General features: G+C 42.7%; 16 protein-coding genes and 1 pseudogene. 9 read left to right on the top strand and 8 right to left on the bottom strand.

The genetic code is table 11. From position 1 onward, the window contains the following. Positions 1-61: 61 nt before the first annotated feature. Positions 62-475, top strand: a complete 414-nt coding sequence (locus tag NQZ91_09140) for an HIT family protein (GenBank protein ID UUM57501.1) — start codon at positions 62-64, stop codon at positions 473-475. Between the two features lie 2 nt (positions 476-477). After that, entirely contained in the window at positions 478-792 is a 315-nt protein-coding gene (locus NQZ91_09135) for a chemotaxis protein (protein ID UUM57500.1), read from the top strand. A gap of 459 nt (positions 793-1251) precedes the next feature. Here NQZ91_09135 and NQZ91_09130 read toward each other — a convergent pair whose 3' ends face one another. From NQZ91_09130 to NQZ91_09115, 4 genes are all read right to left on the bottom strand, one after another. Next, entirely contained in the window at positions 1252-2451 is a 1200-nt protein-coding gene (locus NQZ91_09130; protein ID UUM57499.1) for an LCP family protein, read from the bottom strand. Further along, positions 2451-2975, bottom strand: coding sequence for a GNAT family N-acetyltransferase (locus NQZ91_09125; GenBank protein ID UUM58853.1), 525 nt, complete (start codon positions 2973-2975; stop codon positions 2451-2453). Before NQZ91_09125 ends, NQZ91_09130 begins: the two co-directional genes overlap by 1 nt. Next, positions 2968-3408: a tRNA (adenosine(37)-N6)-threonylcarbamoyltransferase complex ATPase subunit type 1 TsaE gene (gene tsaE, locus NQZ91_09120; protein UUM57498.1), complete on the bottom strand. Its 441-nt coding sequence runs from the start codon at positions 3406-3408 to the stop codon at positions 2968-2970. Before tsaE ends, NQZ91_09125 begins: the two co-directional genes overlap by 8 nt. Before the next feature lie 84 nt (positions 3409-3492). Then, a complete protein-coding gene (locus NQZ91_09115; protein ID UUM57497.1) occupies positions 3493-4953 on the bottom strand; it encodes an NCS2 family permease in 1461 nt (486 codons plus the stop codon). A gap of 244 nt (positions 4954-5197) precedes the next feature. On the opposite strand from NQZ91_09115, the gene NQZ91_09110 reads away from it, so the two are divergent. The 7 genes from NQZ91_09110 (at position 5198) to NQZ91_09080 (ending at position 11218) form a co-directional block, all read left to right on the top strand. Next, entirely contained in the window at positions 5198-6010 is an 813-nt protein-coding gene (locus NQZ91_09110) for a Cof-type HAD-IIB family hydrolase (GenBank protein ID UUM57496.1), read from the top strand. A 249-nt stretch (positions 6011-6259) separates the two neighbouring features. Beyond that, the gene (locus tag NQZ91_09105; protein ID UUM57495.1) at positions 6260-7252 is read left to right on the top strand and encodes a mannose/fructose/sorbose PTS transporter subunit IIA; all 993 of its coding nucleotides are present in this window, start codon (positions 6260-6262) and stop codon (positions 7250-7252) included. Positions 7253-7322: 70 nt separating this feature from the next. Then, positions 7323-8132, top strand: a complete 810-nt coding sequence (locus NQZ91_09100) for a PTS mannose/fructose/sorbose transporter subunit IIC (GenBank protein UUM58852.1) — start codon at positions 7323-7325, stop codon at positions 8130-8132. A gap of 15 nt (positions 8133-8147) precedes the next feature. Continuing rightward, positions 8148-9059, top strand: coding sequence for a PTS system mannose/fructose/sorbose family transporter subunit IID (locus NQZ91_09095; GenBank protein ID UUM57494.1), 912 nt, complete (start codon positions 8148-8150; stop codon positions 9057-9059). A 60-nt stretch (positions 9060-9119) separates the two neighbouring features. After that, the gene (locus NQZ91_09090; GenBank protein ID UUM57493.1) at positions 9120-9494 is read left to right on the top strand and encodes a DUF956 family protein; all 375 of its coding nucleotides are present in this window, start codon (positions 9120-9122) and stop codon (positions 9492-9494) included. A 215-nt stretch (positions 9495-9709) separates the two neighbouring features. Then, positions 9710-10984, top strand: coding sequence for a serine--tRNA ligase (gene serS, locus NQZ91_09085; protein ID UUM57492.1), 1275 nt, complete (start codon positions 9710-9712; stop codon positions 10982-10984). A gap of 18 nt (positions 10985-11002) precedes the next feature. Continuing rightward, entirely contained in the window at positions 11003-11218 is a 216-nt protein-coding gene (locus tag NQZ91_09080; protein UUM57491.1) for a PspC domain-containing protein, read from the top strand. A 294-nt stretch (positions 11219-11512) separates the two neighbouring features. On the opposite strand, the gene NQZ91_09075 is transcribed toward NQZ91_09080, so the two are convergent. The 4 genes and pseudogenes from NQZ91_09075 to NQZ91_09060 form a co-directional block, all read right to left on the bottom strand. Beyond that, positions 11513-13102: a type I restriction-modification system subunit M gene (locus tag NQZ91_09075; GenBank protein ID UUM57490.1), complete on the bottom strand. Its 1590-nt coding sequence runs from the start codon at positions 13100-13102 to the stop codon at positions 11513-11515. 44 nt (positions 13103-13146) lie between these two features. Beyond that, positions 13147-13689: pseudogene (locus tag NQZ91_09070) on the bottom strand (restriction endonuclease subunit S). A gap of 92 nt (positions 13690-13781) precedes the next feature. Beyond that, the gene (locus tag NQZ91_09065; protein UUM57489.1) at positions 13782-14450 is read right to left on the bottom strand and encodes a Fic family protein; all 669 of its coding nucleotides are present in this window, start codon (positions 14448-14450) and stop codon (positions 13782-13784) included. 12 nt (positions 14451-14462) lie between these two features. Continuing rightward, the gene (locus NQZ91_09060; GenBank protein UUM57488.1) at positions 14463-15716 is read right to left on the bottom strand and encodes a restriction endonuclease subunit S; all 1254 of its coding nucleotides are present in this window, start codon (positions 15714-15716) and stop codon (positions 14463-14465) included. Positions 15717-15802 lie beyond the last annotated feature (86 nt).

The following is a 15802-nucleotide window of genomic DNA, read 5'->3' as shown; positions in this document are numbered from 1 at the left end:
ACATTTCGTCCTATTATTTGATATAATTATTATACCAAAAATCCTAGAAAGAGGTTGCATTATGTCAGATTGTATTTTTTGTAAAATTGTCTCAGGAGAAATCCCTTCTTCCAAGGTCTATGAAGACCAACATATTCTTGCCTTTTTGGACATTACCCAGGTAACTAAAGGCCATACCTTGGTCATCCCTAAAAAACATTTTCGTAATGTCTTGGACTTGGACCAGGAAACAGCCAGCCAACTATTTTCAGCCATTCCAGCTATCGCTAGTCACTTGAAAGACAAACTGGGAGCAAGCGGACTCAATATTGTCAATAATAATGAGGAAGTTGCTGGTCAAACGGTCTTTCATACCCATATCCACCTACTGCCTCGATTTGAGGGACAAGATGGCCTGGATATCCGATTTGCAACAAATGAACCTGATTTCCCAGCCCTAGCCCAACTAGCCCAAGACCTCTACATAGGAGAATAATCATGAAACTTCGCCACCTACTGCTAGCCGTCGGAGCTGCTCATTTGGCCTACCAGGCTGTAAAACACCGCAAGGAAATCGCTGCAGAGGCTAAAGAAACCAAAGAACTGGTCCAACGTATCCAGGCAGATAAGCAGAAAATAACAGACCAGTTAGCCCTGCTCAATTCATTCAAGGCGCCTGTCCAGGAGCTCAGCAAGGATTTACAGTACCAACTAAAGGTTTACCAGCAGAGTATCGCAGGCAACCTGACTGAAATCCAAAAATTTACTGATAAATACAAAACAGAAGATTCTCAACATTGGGAGCGGGAATGAACTCGTCAAAGCTAAGAAGAGTTCGTCAACAAGTCTCTATTTCTTGTTGTTGACCTAAAACGGTCTATGCTCAGACCGCCTCGCGTTCCTATTTCTTGGCTCGGGCTTAAAACCTCCACAGGAGCCTTTAACTCCACCCCGCATAGCTTCAAAGGTTCGGGGATCCTTTGGAGGTTGGAAATTGAGCGAACTCTGTTCGTATCAAAAAACAGTCTGGGGAGAGACTGTTGGAAGTTGGAAATAAAGCGAACTTGTTCGCATCATTAGTGGTGGACTGGTTCGGAGCGTAGGACGCGAACGAGATGAGACTTGCTACACAACCCTTATTTCCAACCTTTCACAGTTCCCTAAACTGTGAAAGCCATTCAACAACTGCGCTGATATGTTGACACGAACGAAAGAAAGCAAGCCTAGACTTTTGCCTAGGCTTATTTCTATATACAAACTCGAGATTGTCTATCACTGGCCACCTTCTGCTGAGCTAGAAGAGGTTTCGACCTGACTGGACTCCGAATCTCTTGACTTAGAGGTCTCTGTTTGGCTATAGTCAATATCGTAGGTTGGCGCTGTTTCCGGTTCGTAGGTTTCACCGTTGGCTTCAACTTCGATATCATTAGTATAGGCATTGATGACCTCGATTGGACTGGATTGTCCAAAGAGATATTCCAAAACCTTGATGTTGGTCTTGATTTTAGAAACTTTTGGTAAGCCCAAGGATTCCTTGAGGACATTTTGCATTTCCAAAACATGGGCCGCCGTCGGTATCTGGTAAGACAACTCGTCAATTGTGTGACCTTCACCACCCAATTGGTAGGATTCAACCTGGTTCAGAGCATCCTTATAGCCCAGAAGACTAGGAATGGTTGAATTTGAAATCACAAAATCCGTCCGCATGTGCTTAGAGACAGCTTTCAAAATCTTTTTATACTGCGTAAATCCATCCAATTGCAAGAGCTTGGTCACCAGGGCCTGGATAACCTCACGCTGCCGCTTCTGCCGACCAATATCTCCCTCCGGATCATCGTAACGCATCCGGGCATAGACCAAGGCCTGGTCTCCATTGACCAATTGCTCCCCAGGTGGAACGACAGCTGTGTAGGCAGGTTCATACTCATCGATAGTAATCGGGAAGCCCAAGGTATTGTTGACCTTGATACCACCAATGGCATCAACCAGCTCCACCAGGCCATCCATATTGATTTCGACATAGCGATTGATGGTAATATCCATCATCTTCTCAATGGTCGCAATGGACATGGCCGCCTGACCATAGGCATAGGAGTGATTCAACTTCTCAATTTTATCACTAGAATGACCATTCTTATTGGCTATCTCTACCATGATGTCACGCGTCAAGCTCATCATGGTTGTTTTCTTAGTTAGAGGATTGACCGTCACCAAAATCATGGAGTCACTCCGTCCTTCTTCCCAGTCCAGACCCCGAGTTGCCTGGTCGGTATCCACCCCCATCAAAAGAATGGTCAAGGGCTCGGTAGCCTCGATAATCCCTTCATCTTCTCGGTTACCGATAGAGCGAAAAGTCTTTGCAATCTCCCCGGTCGAGTAATTCAAAAAAGTCGCGGTATAGATTGCTCCTGTCCCGATTGTCAATGCTAGAATGGACAAGAACATCAATAAAATTTTAGTTCCTATTTTCATTATTCACCTATTAACTTGGCCATAGAATACAAATCTAGCCAATCTCCCTCATCTGTTCTAGCTCCCCTTGACAGAGTCCCTTCAATATTGAAGCCCAATTTTTCATACAAAGCCACTGCTCTTTGGTTGCGGACCTGAACCGTCAATTCTAAACGCTTGAGCAAATCCATTTCCTCAGCCCAATGAATCACTTCCTCCAGCAAGATGGAACCCAGTCCCTGTCCCCAGTAGGCTTTTTTAACTGCAATAAAAATAGTTCCGATATGGCTAATACGAAACTGACTGGAGGACTTGACCGACACTACTCCGATGACTTCATTGTCTAACTTGGCCAGCAACTGCAGCTCCTGAGGATTTTCTATGCAAGCCGTAAAAATATCTTCGATATCTTGGACTCCAAGCCTAAACCCCGTCTCATCCATGACAAGAAAATCGGTTTCACCTGCGACCTGGTTCATAAAGTCAATAAAGGATTGGGCATCAGCTGGTTCTGCTTCCTGAAAATAAATTTCCTTCTCAACAATCATCTAACAACTCTTTCAATTGGGCACTACGCGGTCCTGACGCATTAAACTCCAACCTCCGACCGTCCTTTTCGATGGCAATACGAACTGTCAAGACATCGTCCAAGAGGTCGGCATCTAACAACTCTCCCCATTCAATCACGGTCACCCCATCGCCATACAAAAAATCATCTAGGTCAATGGAATCCGGATCATCACCAATCCGATAGACATCTAAATGATAGAGTGGCAGACGACCCTCATACTCTCTTACAATGGTATAGGTTGGGCTTTTTATCATTTGCTCAATATTCAGTCCCTGGGCAATTCCCTTGGTCAAGGTCGTTTTCCCAACACCTAGCTGACCTGATAAAACAAGGACATCCCCTGCCCTAAGCAATTCTCCTAGTTTTCTTCCAATAGCTTGTAATTCTTGTTCATTTTGACTATACATATCTAGCATTATAGCATAGCTTCCCCTAGTTTGTCATGGTCCTACCTAACAAAAAAACTGGGTCTCCCCAGTTTCAAAGTTGCTTTAGATAATCGCTAAGATAATGAAGTTCAAGATAAAGAGTGCTGTTGAACCCCAGAGGATTGGGTGAATCTCATTTGCCTTACCAGTCGAAACTTTTACCAAGCAATAGAAGATAAAGGCTGCCGCAATACCGTAAGAGATAGAGAAGCAAAGGGCCATGAAGAAGGCAGCGAAGAAAGCAGGAAGCGCATCTTCAAAGTTTTGCCAATCCACATCAAGGAAGCTGGATACCATCATCACACCGACGATAATCAAAGCTGGTGAAGTTGCCGCTGCTGGCACGATACCAACGAATGGCAAAATGAGGATAGATAATAGGAAGAGAACTGCAGTTGTCACAGCTGTCAAACCAGTACGTCCGCCTGCAGAAATACCAGCCGCAGACTCTACGTAAGTTGTCGTATTTGACGTACCAAAAATCGCACCAATTGACGTACCGATAGCATCTGCAAAGAGAGCACGGTCCATTTTAGAGTTAAAGCCTGTACTATTTTCAAGCGCCTTCTCATCTTCCTCAGAGAAAATGCCTGTCTTACGGCCAGTACCGATGAAGGTTCCCAAGGTATCAAAAGTATCTGACAAGCTAAAGGCAAAAATGGTCATCAACACTAGTGGCAAACGGCTAGAGTCCGCAAAGAGTGAAGCCATGCCATCAAAGGCTGCTAGGAAGGTTGTGCCAAGCTCAGCAAAAGCAGAACCGATATTATTGTTGGCAAAATCAATAGCAGAAATATCAACCACACCAGCTGGAATCCCCGCAAGAGTCGTAGCAATGATACCAATCAAAATCGCACCGCGAACATTTTTAATGACCAAGACAGCTGTCAAGAGAAGACCAAAAACAGTCAAGAGAACGCTTGGATCTGTAAAGGTTGAGATGGCTGGAACAACGCCACCACCTGCAAACACGGAGAAGACACCGTTTGAGAAGGTTTCAGCTGTCGCATCAGCAGGAGCAACACCATTAACTGTGATGATATCCGAAGATGACGTTAGGAAGGTAATTAGGTTTGAATTTTTGAAGCCAAGGTAGGCTACGAAAACCCCGATACCACCACCGATAGCATGCTGCAAGCTAACTGGAATAGCCTTGATGATGCTCTTACGAACCTTGGTCACTGTGATAAAGACGTTGAAGAGACCGCAAAGGAATACCATTGCCAAAGCTTCCTGCCAGGTGAAACCAAGTCCAATAACAACAGTATAAGTAAAGAAGGCGTTGAGACCCATACCTGGCGCCAAGGCATAAGGTACATTGGCAAAGAGACCCATAACCAAAGTTGAAACCGCACTAGCGATAATGGTTGCCAAGAAAACTGCCTGAGAAGGCATACCTGCAACACTGAGGATGCTAGGGTTCACAAACAAGATATAAGACATAGCGAAGAATGTCGTAAGACCTGCCATGATTTCAGTTGAAACAGTCGTCCCATGATCTTTAAGTTTGAAAAATTTATCCATTTTTTCGTTTCTCTCCTTTTAATTTACGAACGATACTTGAATTATAAACAAAAAATATTCACAATTCAAGAATTTTAATGCTGAAAGCGTTATTTTTTGTAAAATCACAGTTATTCATTCGTAAATAACGAACATTCTAAGTGATATAAGCCTGTCTCATCAAAAAGATAAGTATTTTTGCAAATAGTTCCTGATTCTGTTATACTGAACAGTACTTATTTTATGCTAGAAGGAAGTGACCGGTATGACCAAAAAAATCATCGCTCTGGACTTGGATGGAACGCTCTTAAACAAGGAAAGTCAGCTATCTGACTACACCATTGCGACCATCCAAAAAGTACGCCAAGCTGGCCATACCGTCATCATCGCAACAGGTCGCCCTTACCGTATGGCTGACCAATTTTACCATCAGCTCAAGCTGGATACACCCATGATTAACTTCAATGGTTCCCTCATCCATATTCCGGAGAAAAAATGGGCTTGGGAAAAGAATATTCTGATTGATAAAAAATACCTATTGGAATTTTTAAAGGAAGAGTCTACCTTTGAGGCGGACTTCATCGCAGGCGAATACAAGAATAAATTCTTTATTACCCAGGATCATCTGGACAAGATTGACCCAGCTTTAATGGGAGTTGAGCAAATCACCCCTGAAACCCTGATTAGGCCAGAATTGATTACCAGCGACCCCCACTCTATCCTCATGCAGACCAGAGCAGCTGACAAGTATCAACTGGCCAAGGAAATGAAAGCCCACTTCAATAACGAACTAGAAATCAATACCTGGGGCGGTCCGCTCAATATCCTAGAAACCTGTGCCAAGGGAGTAAACAAGGCCACTGCCCTAACCTATCTGCTCGACCAGATGCAGGCCAGTCCAAAAGATTTGGTTGCCTTTGGTGATGAACACAATGACATAGAGATGCTGGAGTTGGCCGGAACGGCCTACGCCATGAAAAATGCCAGCGACACACTACGCCCCTATGCCGATCGATTGACCGAATTCGCTAATTTTGAAGATGGGGTTGCCAGAGAATTGGAAAAATTATTTTTATAAGGATAAAAAGGTTTGAAAAGTCTATATTTCTAATCCTTTTTCTTTTATTCCTTGTATGAAGCAAGTTTTATCAATTTTATATCATTATAATATACAAGAAATAACGTGTAACTTTTCAGAAAGATTGCAAAAATTATCACAAGATTGCTTGACAAAGCAATGAAAGCAATTTATAATAAGTAAGTTGGTTCTATGAAAGCCCTTTCCAATCGCTACCATAGAACAAGAAAAATTTTAGGGGGTACAATAATGAGTATTGGAATCATTATTGCAAGTCATGGCGAATTTGCCGCTGGCATTCATCAGTCTGGCTCCATGATCTTTGGCGAACAAGAAAAAGTACAAGTTGTTACTTTTATGCCAAGTGAAGGTCCAGATGATCTCTATGCCAAGCTCAATAACGCCCTTGACGCGTTTGACGCAGATGATGAAGTCTTGGTGCTGGCTGACCTTTGGAGTGGTTCGCCTTTTAACCAAGCGAGCCGCTTAGCTGGGGAACATCCAGAGCGCAAAGTAGCCATCATCACCGGTCTCAATTTGCCAATGCTGATTCAAGCCTACACAGAGCGTTTGATTAACGCTGGTGCAGGTGTTGAAGAAGTTGCCGCAAATATCATCAAGGAAGCCAAGGATGGCGTGAAAGTCCTTCCTGAGGAATTGCAACCTGCTGAAGTTGCACCTCTTACCGCTCCCGCTCCTGCTGCTCCTCAAGGTGCTATCCCACCAGGTACAGTTATCGGTGACGGCAAGTTGAAAATCAACCTGGCCCGTATCGATACCCGTCTCTTGCATGGACAAGTTGCTACTGCATGGACACCTGCTTCCAAAGCAGACCGTATTATCGTTGCGTCTGACACTGTTGCACAAGATGACCTTCGCAAACAATTGATCAAGCAAGCTGCACCAGGTAATGTCAAGGCCAACGTTGTGCCAATCAAGAAATTGATTGAGGCTGCAAAAGATCCTCGCTTCGGTAACACACATGCCTTGATTCTCTTTGAAACACCACAAGAAGCTCTTGAAGCTATCGAAGGTGGTGTGGAAATCAAGGAACTCAACGTCGGTTCTATGGCTCACTCAACTGGGAAAACCATGGTCAATAACGTATTGTCAATGGACAAGGACGATGTTGCAACATTCGAACGTTTGCGTGACTTGGGTGTTGCATTCGACGTACGTAAAGTTCCAAATGATTCTAAGAAAGACTTGTTTGAGTTGATTAAGAAAGCCAACGTCAAATAAGCATCAATTGATACGAACTGTCTCTGTCCCCACAGGGTAACAGGGATCTAACATGAAAGGATTATGATTAATTATGGATATTTCATTGATTTCTATGATTTTGGTCGTTTTCGTTGCCTTCCTTGCTGGTCTTGAAGGTATCCTTGACCAATTCCAATTCCACCAACCACTGATGGCTTGTACCCTCATCGGTCTTGTAACTGGCCATCTTGAAGCAGGTATTATCCTTGGTGGTACTCTTCAAATGTTGGCTCTTGGTTGGGCAAACATCGGTGCTGCCGTAGCTCCAGACGCAGCCTTGGCCTCTGTTGCGGCTGCCATCATCATGGTTAAAGGTGGCGATTTCACGATGAAAGGGATCACCTTCGCTTACTCATCAGCTATTCCACTTGCGGTGGCTGGTCTCTTCTTGACAATGATTGTACGCACCTTGTCAACTGCCCTTGTTCACGCTGGTGACAAAGCAGCTAAAGAAGGTGATTTCGCTGCAATAGAACGTTACCACTTGATTGCCCTTGCCATGCAAGGTTTGCGTATTGCTATTCCTGCTGGTCTCCTTCTTGCTATCCCATCTGAAGCTGTTCAAAGTATACTTGAAAAAATGCCTGAATGGCTCAGCGGTGGTATGCAAGTCGGTGGTGCGATGGTCGTTGCTGTAGGTTACGCAATGGTTATCAACATGATGGCAACTCGTGAAGTATGGCCATTCTTTGCCCTCGGTTTTGCTCTGGCTGCTATTTCTGAACTAACACTTATTGCCATGGGGGTTATTGGTGTAGCTATCGCCTTTATCTACCTCAACCTTTCTAAAAAAGGTGGAAATGGTGGCGCTGTGGCTGCATCAGGTGACCCAATCGGTGATATTTTAGAAGACTATTAGAGAGGGGTAGGACAAATGACTGAACAATTAAAATTAACAAAATCTGACCGTCAAAAAGTTTGGTGGCGTTCAACCTTCCTTCAAGGTTCTTGGAACTACGAACGGATGCAAAACATGGGTTGGGCATACTCACTTATCCCAGCATTGAAAAAACTCTACACAACAAAAGAAGACCGTGCCGCTGCTCTTGAGCGCCACATGGAATTCTTCAACACACACCCATACGTTGCTGCTCCAATCATCGGTGTAACCCTTGCCCTTGAAGAAGAAAAAGCAAACGGTACTGAAATCGACAACACTGCTATCCAAGGTGTGAAAATCGGTATGATGGGACCTCTTGCCGGTATCGGTGACCCCGTTTTCTGGTTTACAGTGCGTCCTATCCTTGGTGCCCTTGGTGCATCACTTGCCCAATCCGGTAACATAACGGGCCCATTCCTCTTCTTCGTATTGTGGAATGCTATCCGTATGAGCTTCCTCTGGTACACACAAGAATTTGGTTACAAATCTGGTAAAGAAATTACTAAAGACTTATCAGGCGGTATCCTTCAAGACATCACAAAAGGTGCTTCTATCCTTGGTATGTTCATCTTGGCTGTCTTGGTTCAACGTTGGGTATCCATCAACTTCACCATCGACTTGCCATCGACAAAATTGTCAGAAGGTGCTTACATTGTATTCCCTGAAGGCAATGTAGCAGGCCCTGAATTGCAAGGCATCTTGGGACAAGCCTTAGGTGGACTGAGCTTAACTGCTGAAAAAACCAACACCCTTCAAGCTCAGTTGAACTCACTCATACCTGGCTTGGCTGGCTTGCTCTTGACCTTCCTCTGCATGTGGTTGCTCAAGAAAAAAGTTTCTCCAATCACCATCATCGTGGCACTCTTCGCTGTTGGTATCCTAGCTCGTTTGGCTGGTATCATGTAATGAAATGTAACCCCGCAATCGCGGGGTTTTTGATATAATAGGTAGGAAAGCGAGGTAGCTATGGCACAATCCTTAAACAAATCAGTCGAATTTTCGACAACAGGCGTTTCCTATTTGAACATTGCCGGTGGAACAGTGGGAAAATTTCTCCTCGGTGATCAGGCGATTGAATTTTATTCCGATAGAAACGTTGAAGATTATATTCAAATTCCTTGGAAAAACATTGAAACCATTGGAGCTAACGTATCCGGCAAGAAAATCAGCCGCCACTTTGAAATCTTTACAGATAGTGGCAAATTTCTCTTTGCCTCTAAGGACTCTGGAAAAATTTTGAAAATTGCTCGTGACCATATTGGCAACGAAAAAGTTGTGAAATTACCAACTCTTCTACAGACAATTGGTCAAAAATTTTCAAATTTATTTGCCAAAAAATAAAAAATCAAGTATAATAAACCAAACGGATAAGTACATGCTGGAGCTTTTCAGAAAGTCTGCGGTCGCTGCGAGCAGATAGGTTAAGGTTTGGAAATTCTACCGTTGGCTAAAAATGACATACTTAAAGTGCACAGAATGTGAAGCTGGATGGGACCGCGGTAAATATCGCTCCAGCATCTCTCATTCTGTGTTTTTTTATTCTAAAGGAGACATCTATGTTAGATATCAAACGTATTCGTACAGATTTTGACGGAGTGGCTACCAAATTAGCTACTCGTGGTGTGGCTGCTGAAACCTTGGCAAACATCAAGGAATTGGATGCAAAACGCCGTGAAATCTTGGTTACTGTAGAGGAATTGAAAGCAGAGCGCAACACCGTTTCTGCGGAGATTGCCCAAGCAAAACGCAACAAGGAAAATGCTGATGACAAGATTGCGGCTATGCAAAAATTGTCTTCTGATGTAAAAAACTTGGATGCTCAACTCTTGGAAATTGATGAAAAACTAAATGCCATCCTTGCAGTTCTTCCAAATACGCCGCACGATTCTGTCCCTGTTGGTGCAGATGAAGAAGAAAACGTGGAAGTTCGCCGTTGGGGGACACCGCGTGAATTCACTTTCGAGCCAAAAGCTCACTGGGATTTGGGCGAAGACCTCGATATTCTGGACTGGGAACGTGGTGCAAAAGTAACTGGCGCACGCTTCCTCTTCTACAAAAACTTGGGTGCCCGCTTGGAGCGTGCCCTCTACAACTTCATGTTGGACGAGCATATCGCAGAAGGCTACCAAGAAATCATCACGCCTTACATGGTCAACCATGACTCTATGTTCGGTACTGGTCAATATCCTAAGTTCAAGGAAGATACCTTTGAGTTGGCAGACACTAACTTCGTCCTCATCCCAACTGCTGAAGTGCCATTGACCAACTACTACCGCAACGAGATTTTGGAAGAAAAAGATCTACCTATTTACTTCACTGCTATGAGCCCTTCTTTCCGTTCTGAAGCTGGTTCTGCTGGTCGTGACACCCGTGGTCTTATCCGCCTTCACCAATTCCACAAGGTTGAAATGGTCAAATTTGCCACACCGGAGCAATCTTATGATGAATTGGAAAAAATGACCGCAAATGCAGAAAATATCCTTCAAAAATTAGGCTTGCCATACCGCGTTTTAGCCCTCTGCACAGGCGATATGGGCTTCTCAGCTGCTAAGACCTACGACTTGGAAGTCTGGATTCCAGCCCAAAATACCTACCGTGAAATCTCAAGCTGTTCCAACACAGAAGATTTCCAAGCTCGCCGTGCCCAAATCCGCTACCGCGACGCTGCTGACGGCAAGGTTAAATTGCTCCACACCCTCAATGGGTCTGGTTTAGCAGTTGGTCGTACCGTGGCTGCCATCCTTGAAAACTACCAAAATGAAGACGGTTCTGTCACCATTCCAGAAGTTCTCCGTCCGTATATGGGTGGGGCGGAAGTAATCAAACCTTAGCCTTAGGAGGACAAGAGTATGAAAAAGACGTTATACAAAGATAAAAACCGCAAGGAGCTTGCTGGTGTCATCGCTGGCCTGTATGATTACTTCAATCTATACGAAAACTACGGTTGGAAATTAGAAAACGTTCGATTGGTAGTCATCTTCTTGGCCATTATCACTAATTTACCTTTTTTAACTGCCTATATCATTCTAGCCATACTTTTACCAGATAAATCTGAACTTAACTAAAGCTAACAAAGAACAGATGGATATAACAAAACGCATAAAAGCAAGTTTTAACTACATAATTTTATGCGTTTTTTTGTTTCGGAAAAAACTATAGACATTTGAATTAGCTTTGAAACATTGCAACTTTCGAATTGCTCTACTCTAGTACTGCCTGCACCTCAGTTCCTTGTCTGAAAGCTAATTCATTCGACTATATAAAAACCGACAGCAGAATGGTAAGCGAATTTCTGATTTGTATTGCAATTGTGGATATTCAAAAAGCAAGTAGAATTCCTACTCGCTCTTTTCATTTATCTAAAAATCTACTCCCAAAGTCTTTAATTGTTGACGAATCTTATCTTCTAGAGCCCGAATCTCTAGTCTATCTTGTTCTAGTTGCTGCGTTACTTGCCCGATATCAATCTCTTCCTCTTCCTCAAAAGTATCAACATAACGAGGAATATTTAGATTGTAGTCGTTTTCTACAATTTCTTCTATTGATGCCAAATGAGCATATTTGTCAACAGACTGACGATTATGATAGGTCTCTACAATTTTTTCTACCATATCATCGGAAAGGTGATTCTGGTTCTTCCCTTTTTCAAACTCCTTGCTCGCATCGATAAAGAAGACATCCTTGGTCTGACGATTTTTTTTGAAGACTAGAATAGTGGTTGGAATACCTGTGCCATAAAACAGGTTAGCTGGCAAGCCAATAACTGCATCCAGGTAATTTTTCTCAATAATCAGTTTGCGAATATGACCTTCTGCTGCTCCCCTAAAGAGCACTCCGTGTGGTAAAACAATGGCCATGGTCCCTGTATTATTCAGATGATAAAGACTGTGTAAGATAAAGGCAAAGTCCGCTTTAGAGGCTGGTGCTAACTTACCGTATTCCATAAACCGTGGATCCTTCAATTTGGACTCACGATTGTCCCATTTAGCAGAGTAGGGTGGGTTTGCAACAACCGCATCAAAACTACGTGGCTGATCGATTCCAAATTCATTCACCCCGTCCGGCCAGTCACTTTCTAAGGTATCAGCATTATTCAAAATCATATTGCTGTAGCCGACCTGATGCATCATCAGGTTCATCCGTGCCAAGTTATAAGTAGTTGTGTTCATTTCTTGGCCATAGAATTTGATATGCTGACCCTGAGGTAGTTCATTACGCACTGTTAGTAGTAAAGACCCTGAACCCATGGTTGGATCGTAAACAGAGAAGCTAGTATCTGATTTTTCCAAACCTAAAGTAACAATCTTGGCTAAAATCTTACTCACTTGATGCGGGGTATAAAATTCTCCACCTTTTTTACCTGCCGAAGCAGCAAACTGCCCAATAAGATACTCGTAGATTTCTCCCAGAATATCTTTTCCTTCGTCATTTTTATACTCAATGCTATCAATCAATTTCACAATACTGTTCAAGGATTTTGCACGCGCAACCGTTGAATTGCCCAAACGAGAGTCCCCTAGATTGATGTCATTAAAGACGCCTCTGAAATCTTCCATAGCATCCTGATTGAGTTCTACATTGGCGTTAAAATGATCAAAAATCGTCTGGTAGTCACTCGCTACAATCTCACTGTTATCAATTTTGGCTACCAGTCTTGCCCAGGTATCTTCTGGTGCAATCGCGTATCCAAGGTGAGAAGCTGTATTTTCCAAATACTCCACCAAGTCATTTCCAACTGCTTCTCGTGCATAGGCATCCTGAACAGTTTCCCCTGGAGCAGGACTGATAATTTCATCTTCCACCAAGAAACGCTCTTGATGTTCAGATAGATAGCGATAGAACATGAAGGCCAGGATATAGTTCTTATATTCCGAAGCATCCATGTTTCCTCGCAATTCATTGGCCATAGACCAAATCTGATTGGTAATGGCTTGAATAGTTTTTGACATGTTTTTGTAATCCTTTCATGTTGTTTCATTTTTTACTCAAAATCTCATTTTCGCTGATGAAGAGTAATAAGCTGATCTAGGTCGGAGAAGAAGCTACCGATGGCTTCTTGTTCGGGGAGTGTGGGGAACACTACTGTCGTGGATTTTAAATTAGCCTTACTAATTGAGCTCACTTTTGTCCCCTGCATCAAAGGTAAAATTTGATTATGGTATGCAGTTGAATTAATTAGATAACCTAAATAGTAGGGGGCATAAGAAACTTTCGGCCTAGCAACTATCGTATGTAAACCAGAAACAACATACTTACCCTTAAAATTTCGAACTTCAATAGCTTTCCCAACAGTCGAGTCTTCTGCCGCATCCGCGAAAACAATATCTCCTTCAATAAGTAAAGCATCTGCAAAGTCTGAAATCGTACTTCCAATAATTGATGGAAGTTCTTTGTTACATACATCTAAAATAGCATCATATTTTGTTAAAATATCCCCATAATGAATGTTCTGAACTTCATAAAAATACGATGATAACTTATCTCTAGAAAGTGAGTTTGTTTTTATGGAAAAGTCCGCAACCTCCCCCAACTTACGCTGTTTCCAAGTAGTTGTGAAAGTAGGGCTTTCATTGTATTTTCAGGCAAAAATAATAGTTCCGATTGAAAGTCGCTTTCTGAAAACTCGACTTAAAACTGGTTTTTTCGTTCCTGCTCAAACTCCAAGGAGCGTTTGAGCAATTGGGATAATCCAGTCACATCTTGTTCCGCTAGCAACTCCATATAAAGAGCTCGATCTTCCTTACTAATCAGTACGGGTGCTCCCAATTTGAGCATACTTTGAAACATCAAAATCAGCCGTCCTGTCCGGCCGTTCCCATCACTGAATGGGTGAATACGCTCGAACTGAATATGCACATCTGCCAGCACCTCTAACAGCTCAGCTATTTCCAAAGGCAACCCCAAGCGATAGTTGGCATTATCCACCCACTGTTGCATGAGAAAAGGTGTTTCCTCTGGCGATGCAGTCTTGAAAGTCGCACCAATAATAGCGTTTTGCACCGACTTAAACTGCCCCCGATCATGCTGGAGGCGGTCCATCAACAAGGCATGAATATCCTTAACCAGTCCCAAACTCAGCTCTTCCCCATTATCTAAGGCAAATAGCAGAGCTTGGAAGGCTTGTTTGTGATTTTCAATCTCGTAAAATTCACGGATACTCTTGTGCTTGCCAGGTAGCGTACTTTCCAAAATAATCGAAACCGTCTCAGGCAGAGAAATGGTATTCCCCTCAATCCCGCTGGAATGATAGGCCATTCGTACCAGAAGGTCATCTAAATAATCCTGCGAATATGTCATACTGACCTCTTTCTATATAAACATCTGCTGTAACAGCGCCTTTTTCAACAGTTTCAGATGATCCAACTGACGCTGATGAAGAGTAATAAGCTGATCTAGGTCGGAGAAGAAGGAACCAATGACTTCTTGTTCGGGGAGGGCGGGGAGGGAAATTTCAAGTTCCATTAGCTTATTTTTTGAAATATTATACCTAGAGATACCCTGAGCTAAAAATACAATTTTCCTTCTCACAATAGGAGAACGGAGCATATAAGCAAGGTAATATGGATTAATTTTTATCTTCGGTCGAAATCCAAAACAGAAACTATTTAAGTATATATTATCTGCCTGACCCAACCATACGGATGATAACCCAACATCTTCAGGGGTTTCAGAAGAAGTCGTAAAAAATACATCTCCCCAAAGCACTCGATTCTGTTTTTCATCTATTTCTATTAATCCTAGCATATCTTCCGAACTAACAGAGTTTGAAAACACATTCATATAGGTGACAAAGCGCCCATCTCCATGACCAAAATCATCTTTAGTTTTACCAGATAATCCAGTATAGGTACTTCCTACCTCCCCCAACTTACGCTGTTTCCAAGCGTCCGTAAATTCTGGGAATCTTAGCTCAGGAAAATCGTTTCCATTCCCTTTCGGAAACATTTTCTGTAACAAAGCCTTCTTCAATTCTTTAACATCATCTAATTTACGCTGATGAAGAGTAATAAGCTGATCTAGGTCGGAGAAGAAGCTGCCGATGGCTTCTTGTTCGGGAAGGGTAGGGAACATGATTTCATAATTTGAGTATTCCTGCGCATTGACCCCAGGTTGTCCTGAACGCATAGACGTGATACTTATAAATCTCTCATAATTTGAAGTAAGGGTATTTTGAAAAACAAAATCAGGATTAAAAGTATCTTTGATTTTTACTCTAATCAAGAACCCTGCAAAATAAACTTTTCCATCTACACTTCTATAAATATAGCTTTTGCCGACACTGGCCCCTGTTCGTGCAAATAGAATATCTCCAATACTTAATCTGTATTCATCAAGACCAAATAGGTTTATTTCGGGAGAAGTTAAGTTACTAATATTGAACTCTCTGCTGTCATCATCTATATCAGTAATTCTTAAATATTTATTTTCACCATCATACTCAGTTGCTGCCGAATTTAAACCATAGTCAAACGAAATCGCAACCTCCCCCAACTTACGCTGTTTCCAAGCGTCCGTGAATCCGGGGAAGCGCAATCGTGGTACGGTTGATTTTTCTTTTGTCATAGTCCCTCCTTTTCTACTTTCTTTTTGTTTCATTTTTGAAAGTTATTTTTGCAATTTTTCGGACGATTTCCATTCTATTATACGCT

The sequence above is a fragment of the Streptococcus suis genome (assembly GCA_024583055.1).
Lineage (GTDB): Bacteria > Bacillota > Bacilli > Lactobacillales > Streptococcaceae > Streptococcus > Streptococcus suis_V.
The sequence above is the reverse complement of the archived record's forward strand: the minus strand, read 5'-3'. Positions and strand labels throughout refer to the sequence as shown.

What these genes read in the sequence shown, in the direction of transcription:
- NQZ91_09140 (UUM57501.1), top strand. Translation starts at nt 62, where the DNA reads ATGTCAGATTGTATTTTTTGTAAAATTGTCTCAGGAGAAATCCCTTCT.
- NQZ91_09135 (UUM57500.1), top strand. Translation starts at nt 478, where the DNA reads ATGAAACTTCGCCACCTACTGCTAGCCGTCGGAGCTGCTCATTTGGCC.
- NQZ91_09130 (UUM57499.1), bottom strand. Translation starts at nt 2,451, where the DNA reads ATGAAAATAGGAACTAAAATTTTATTGATGTTCTTGTCCATTCTAGCA.
- tsaE (UUM57498.1), bottom strand. Translation starts at nt 3,408, where the DNA reads ATGTATAGTCAAAATGAACAAGAATTACAAGCTATTGGAAGAAAACTA.
- NQZ91_09115 (UUM57497.1), bottom strand. Translation starts at nt 4,953, where the DNA reads ATGGATAAATTTTTCAAACTTAAAGATCATGGGACGACTGTTTCAACT.
- NQZ91_09110 (UUM57496.1), top strand. Translation starts at nt 5,198, where the DNA reads ATGACCAAAAAAATCATCGCTCTGGACTTGGATGGAACGCTCTTAAAC.
- NQZ91_09105 (UUM57495.1), top strand. Translation starts at nt 6,260, where the DNA reads ATGAGTATTGGAATCATTATTGCAAGTCATGGCGAATTTGCCGCTGGC.
- NQZ91_09095 (UUM57494.1), top strand. Translation starts at nt 8,148, where the DNA reads ATGACTGAACAATTAAAATTAACAAAATCTGACCGTCAAAAAGTTTGG.
- NQZ91_09090 (UUM57493.1), top strand. Translation starts at nt 9,120, where the DNA reads ATGGCACAATCCTTAAACAAATCAGTCGAATTTTCGACAACAGGCGTT.
- serS (UUM57492.1), top strand. Translation starts at nt 9,710, where the DNA reads ATGTTAGATATCAAACGTATTCGTACAGATTTTGACGGAGTGGCTACC.
- NQZ91_09080 (UUM57491.1), top strand. Translation starts at nt 11,003, where the DNA reads ATGAAAAAGACGTTATACAAAGATAAAAACCGCAAGGAGCTTGCTGGT.
- NQZ91_09075 (UUM57490.1), bottom strand. Translation starts at nt 13,102, where the DNA reads ATGTCAAAAACTATTCAAGCCATTACCAATCAGATTTGGTCTATGGCC.
- NQZ91_09065 (UUM57489.1), bottom strand. Translation starts at nt 14,450, where the DNA reads ATGACATATTCGCAGGATTATTTAGATGACCTTCTGGTACGAATGGCC.
- NQZ91_09060 (UUM57488.1), bottom strand. Translation starts at nt 15,716, where the DNA reads ATGACAAAAGAAAAATCAACCGTACCACGATTGCGCTTCCCCGGATTC.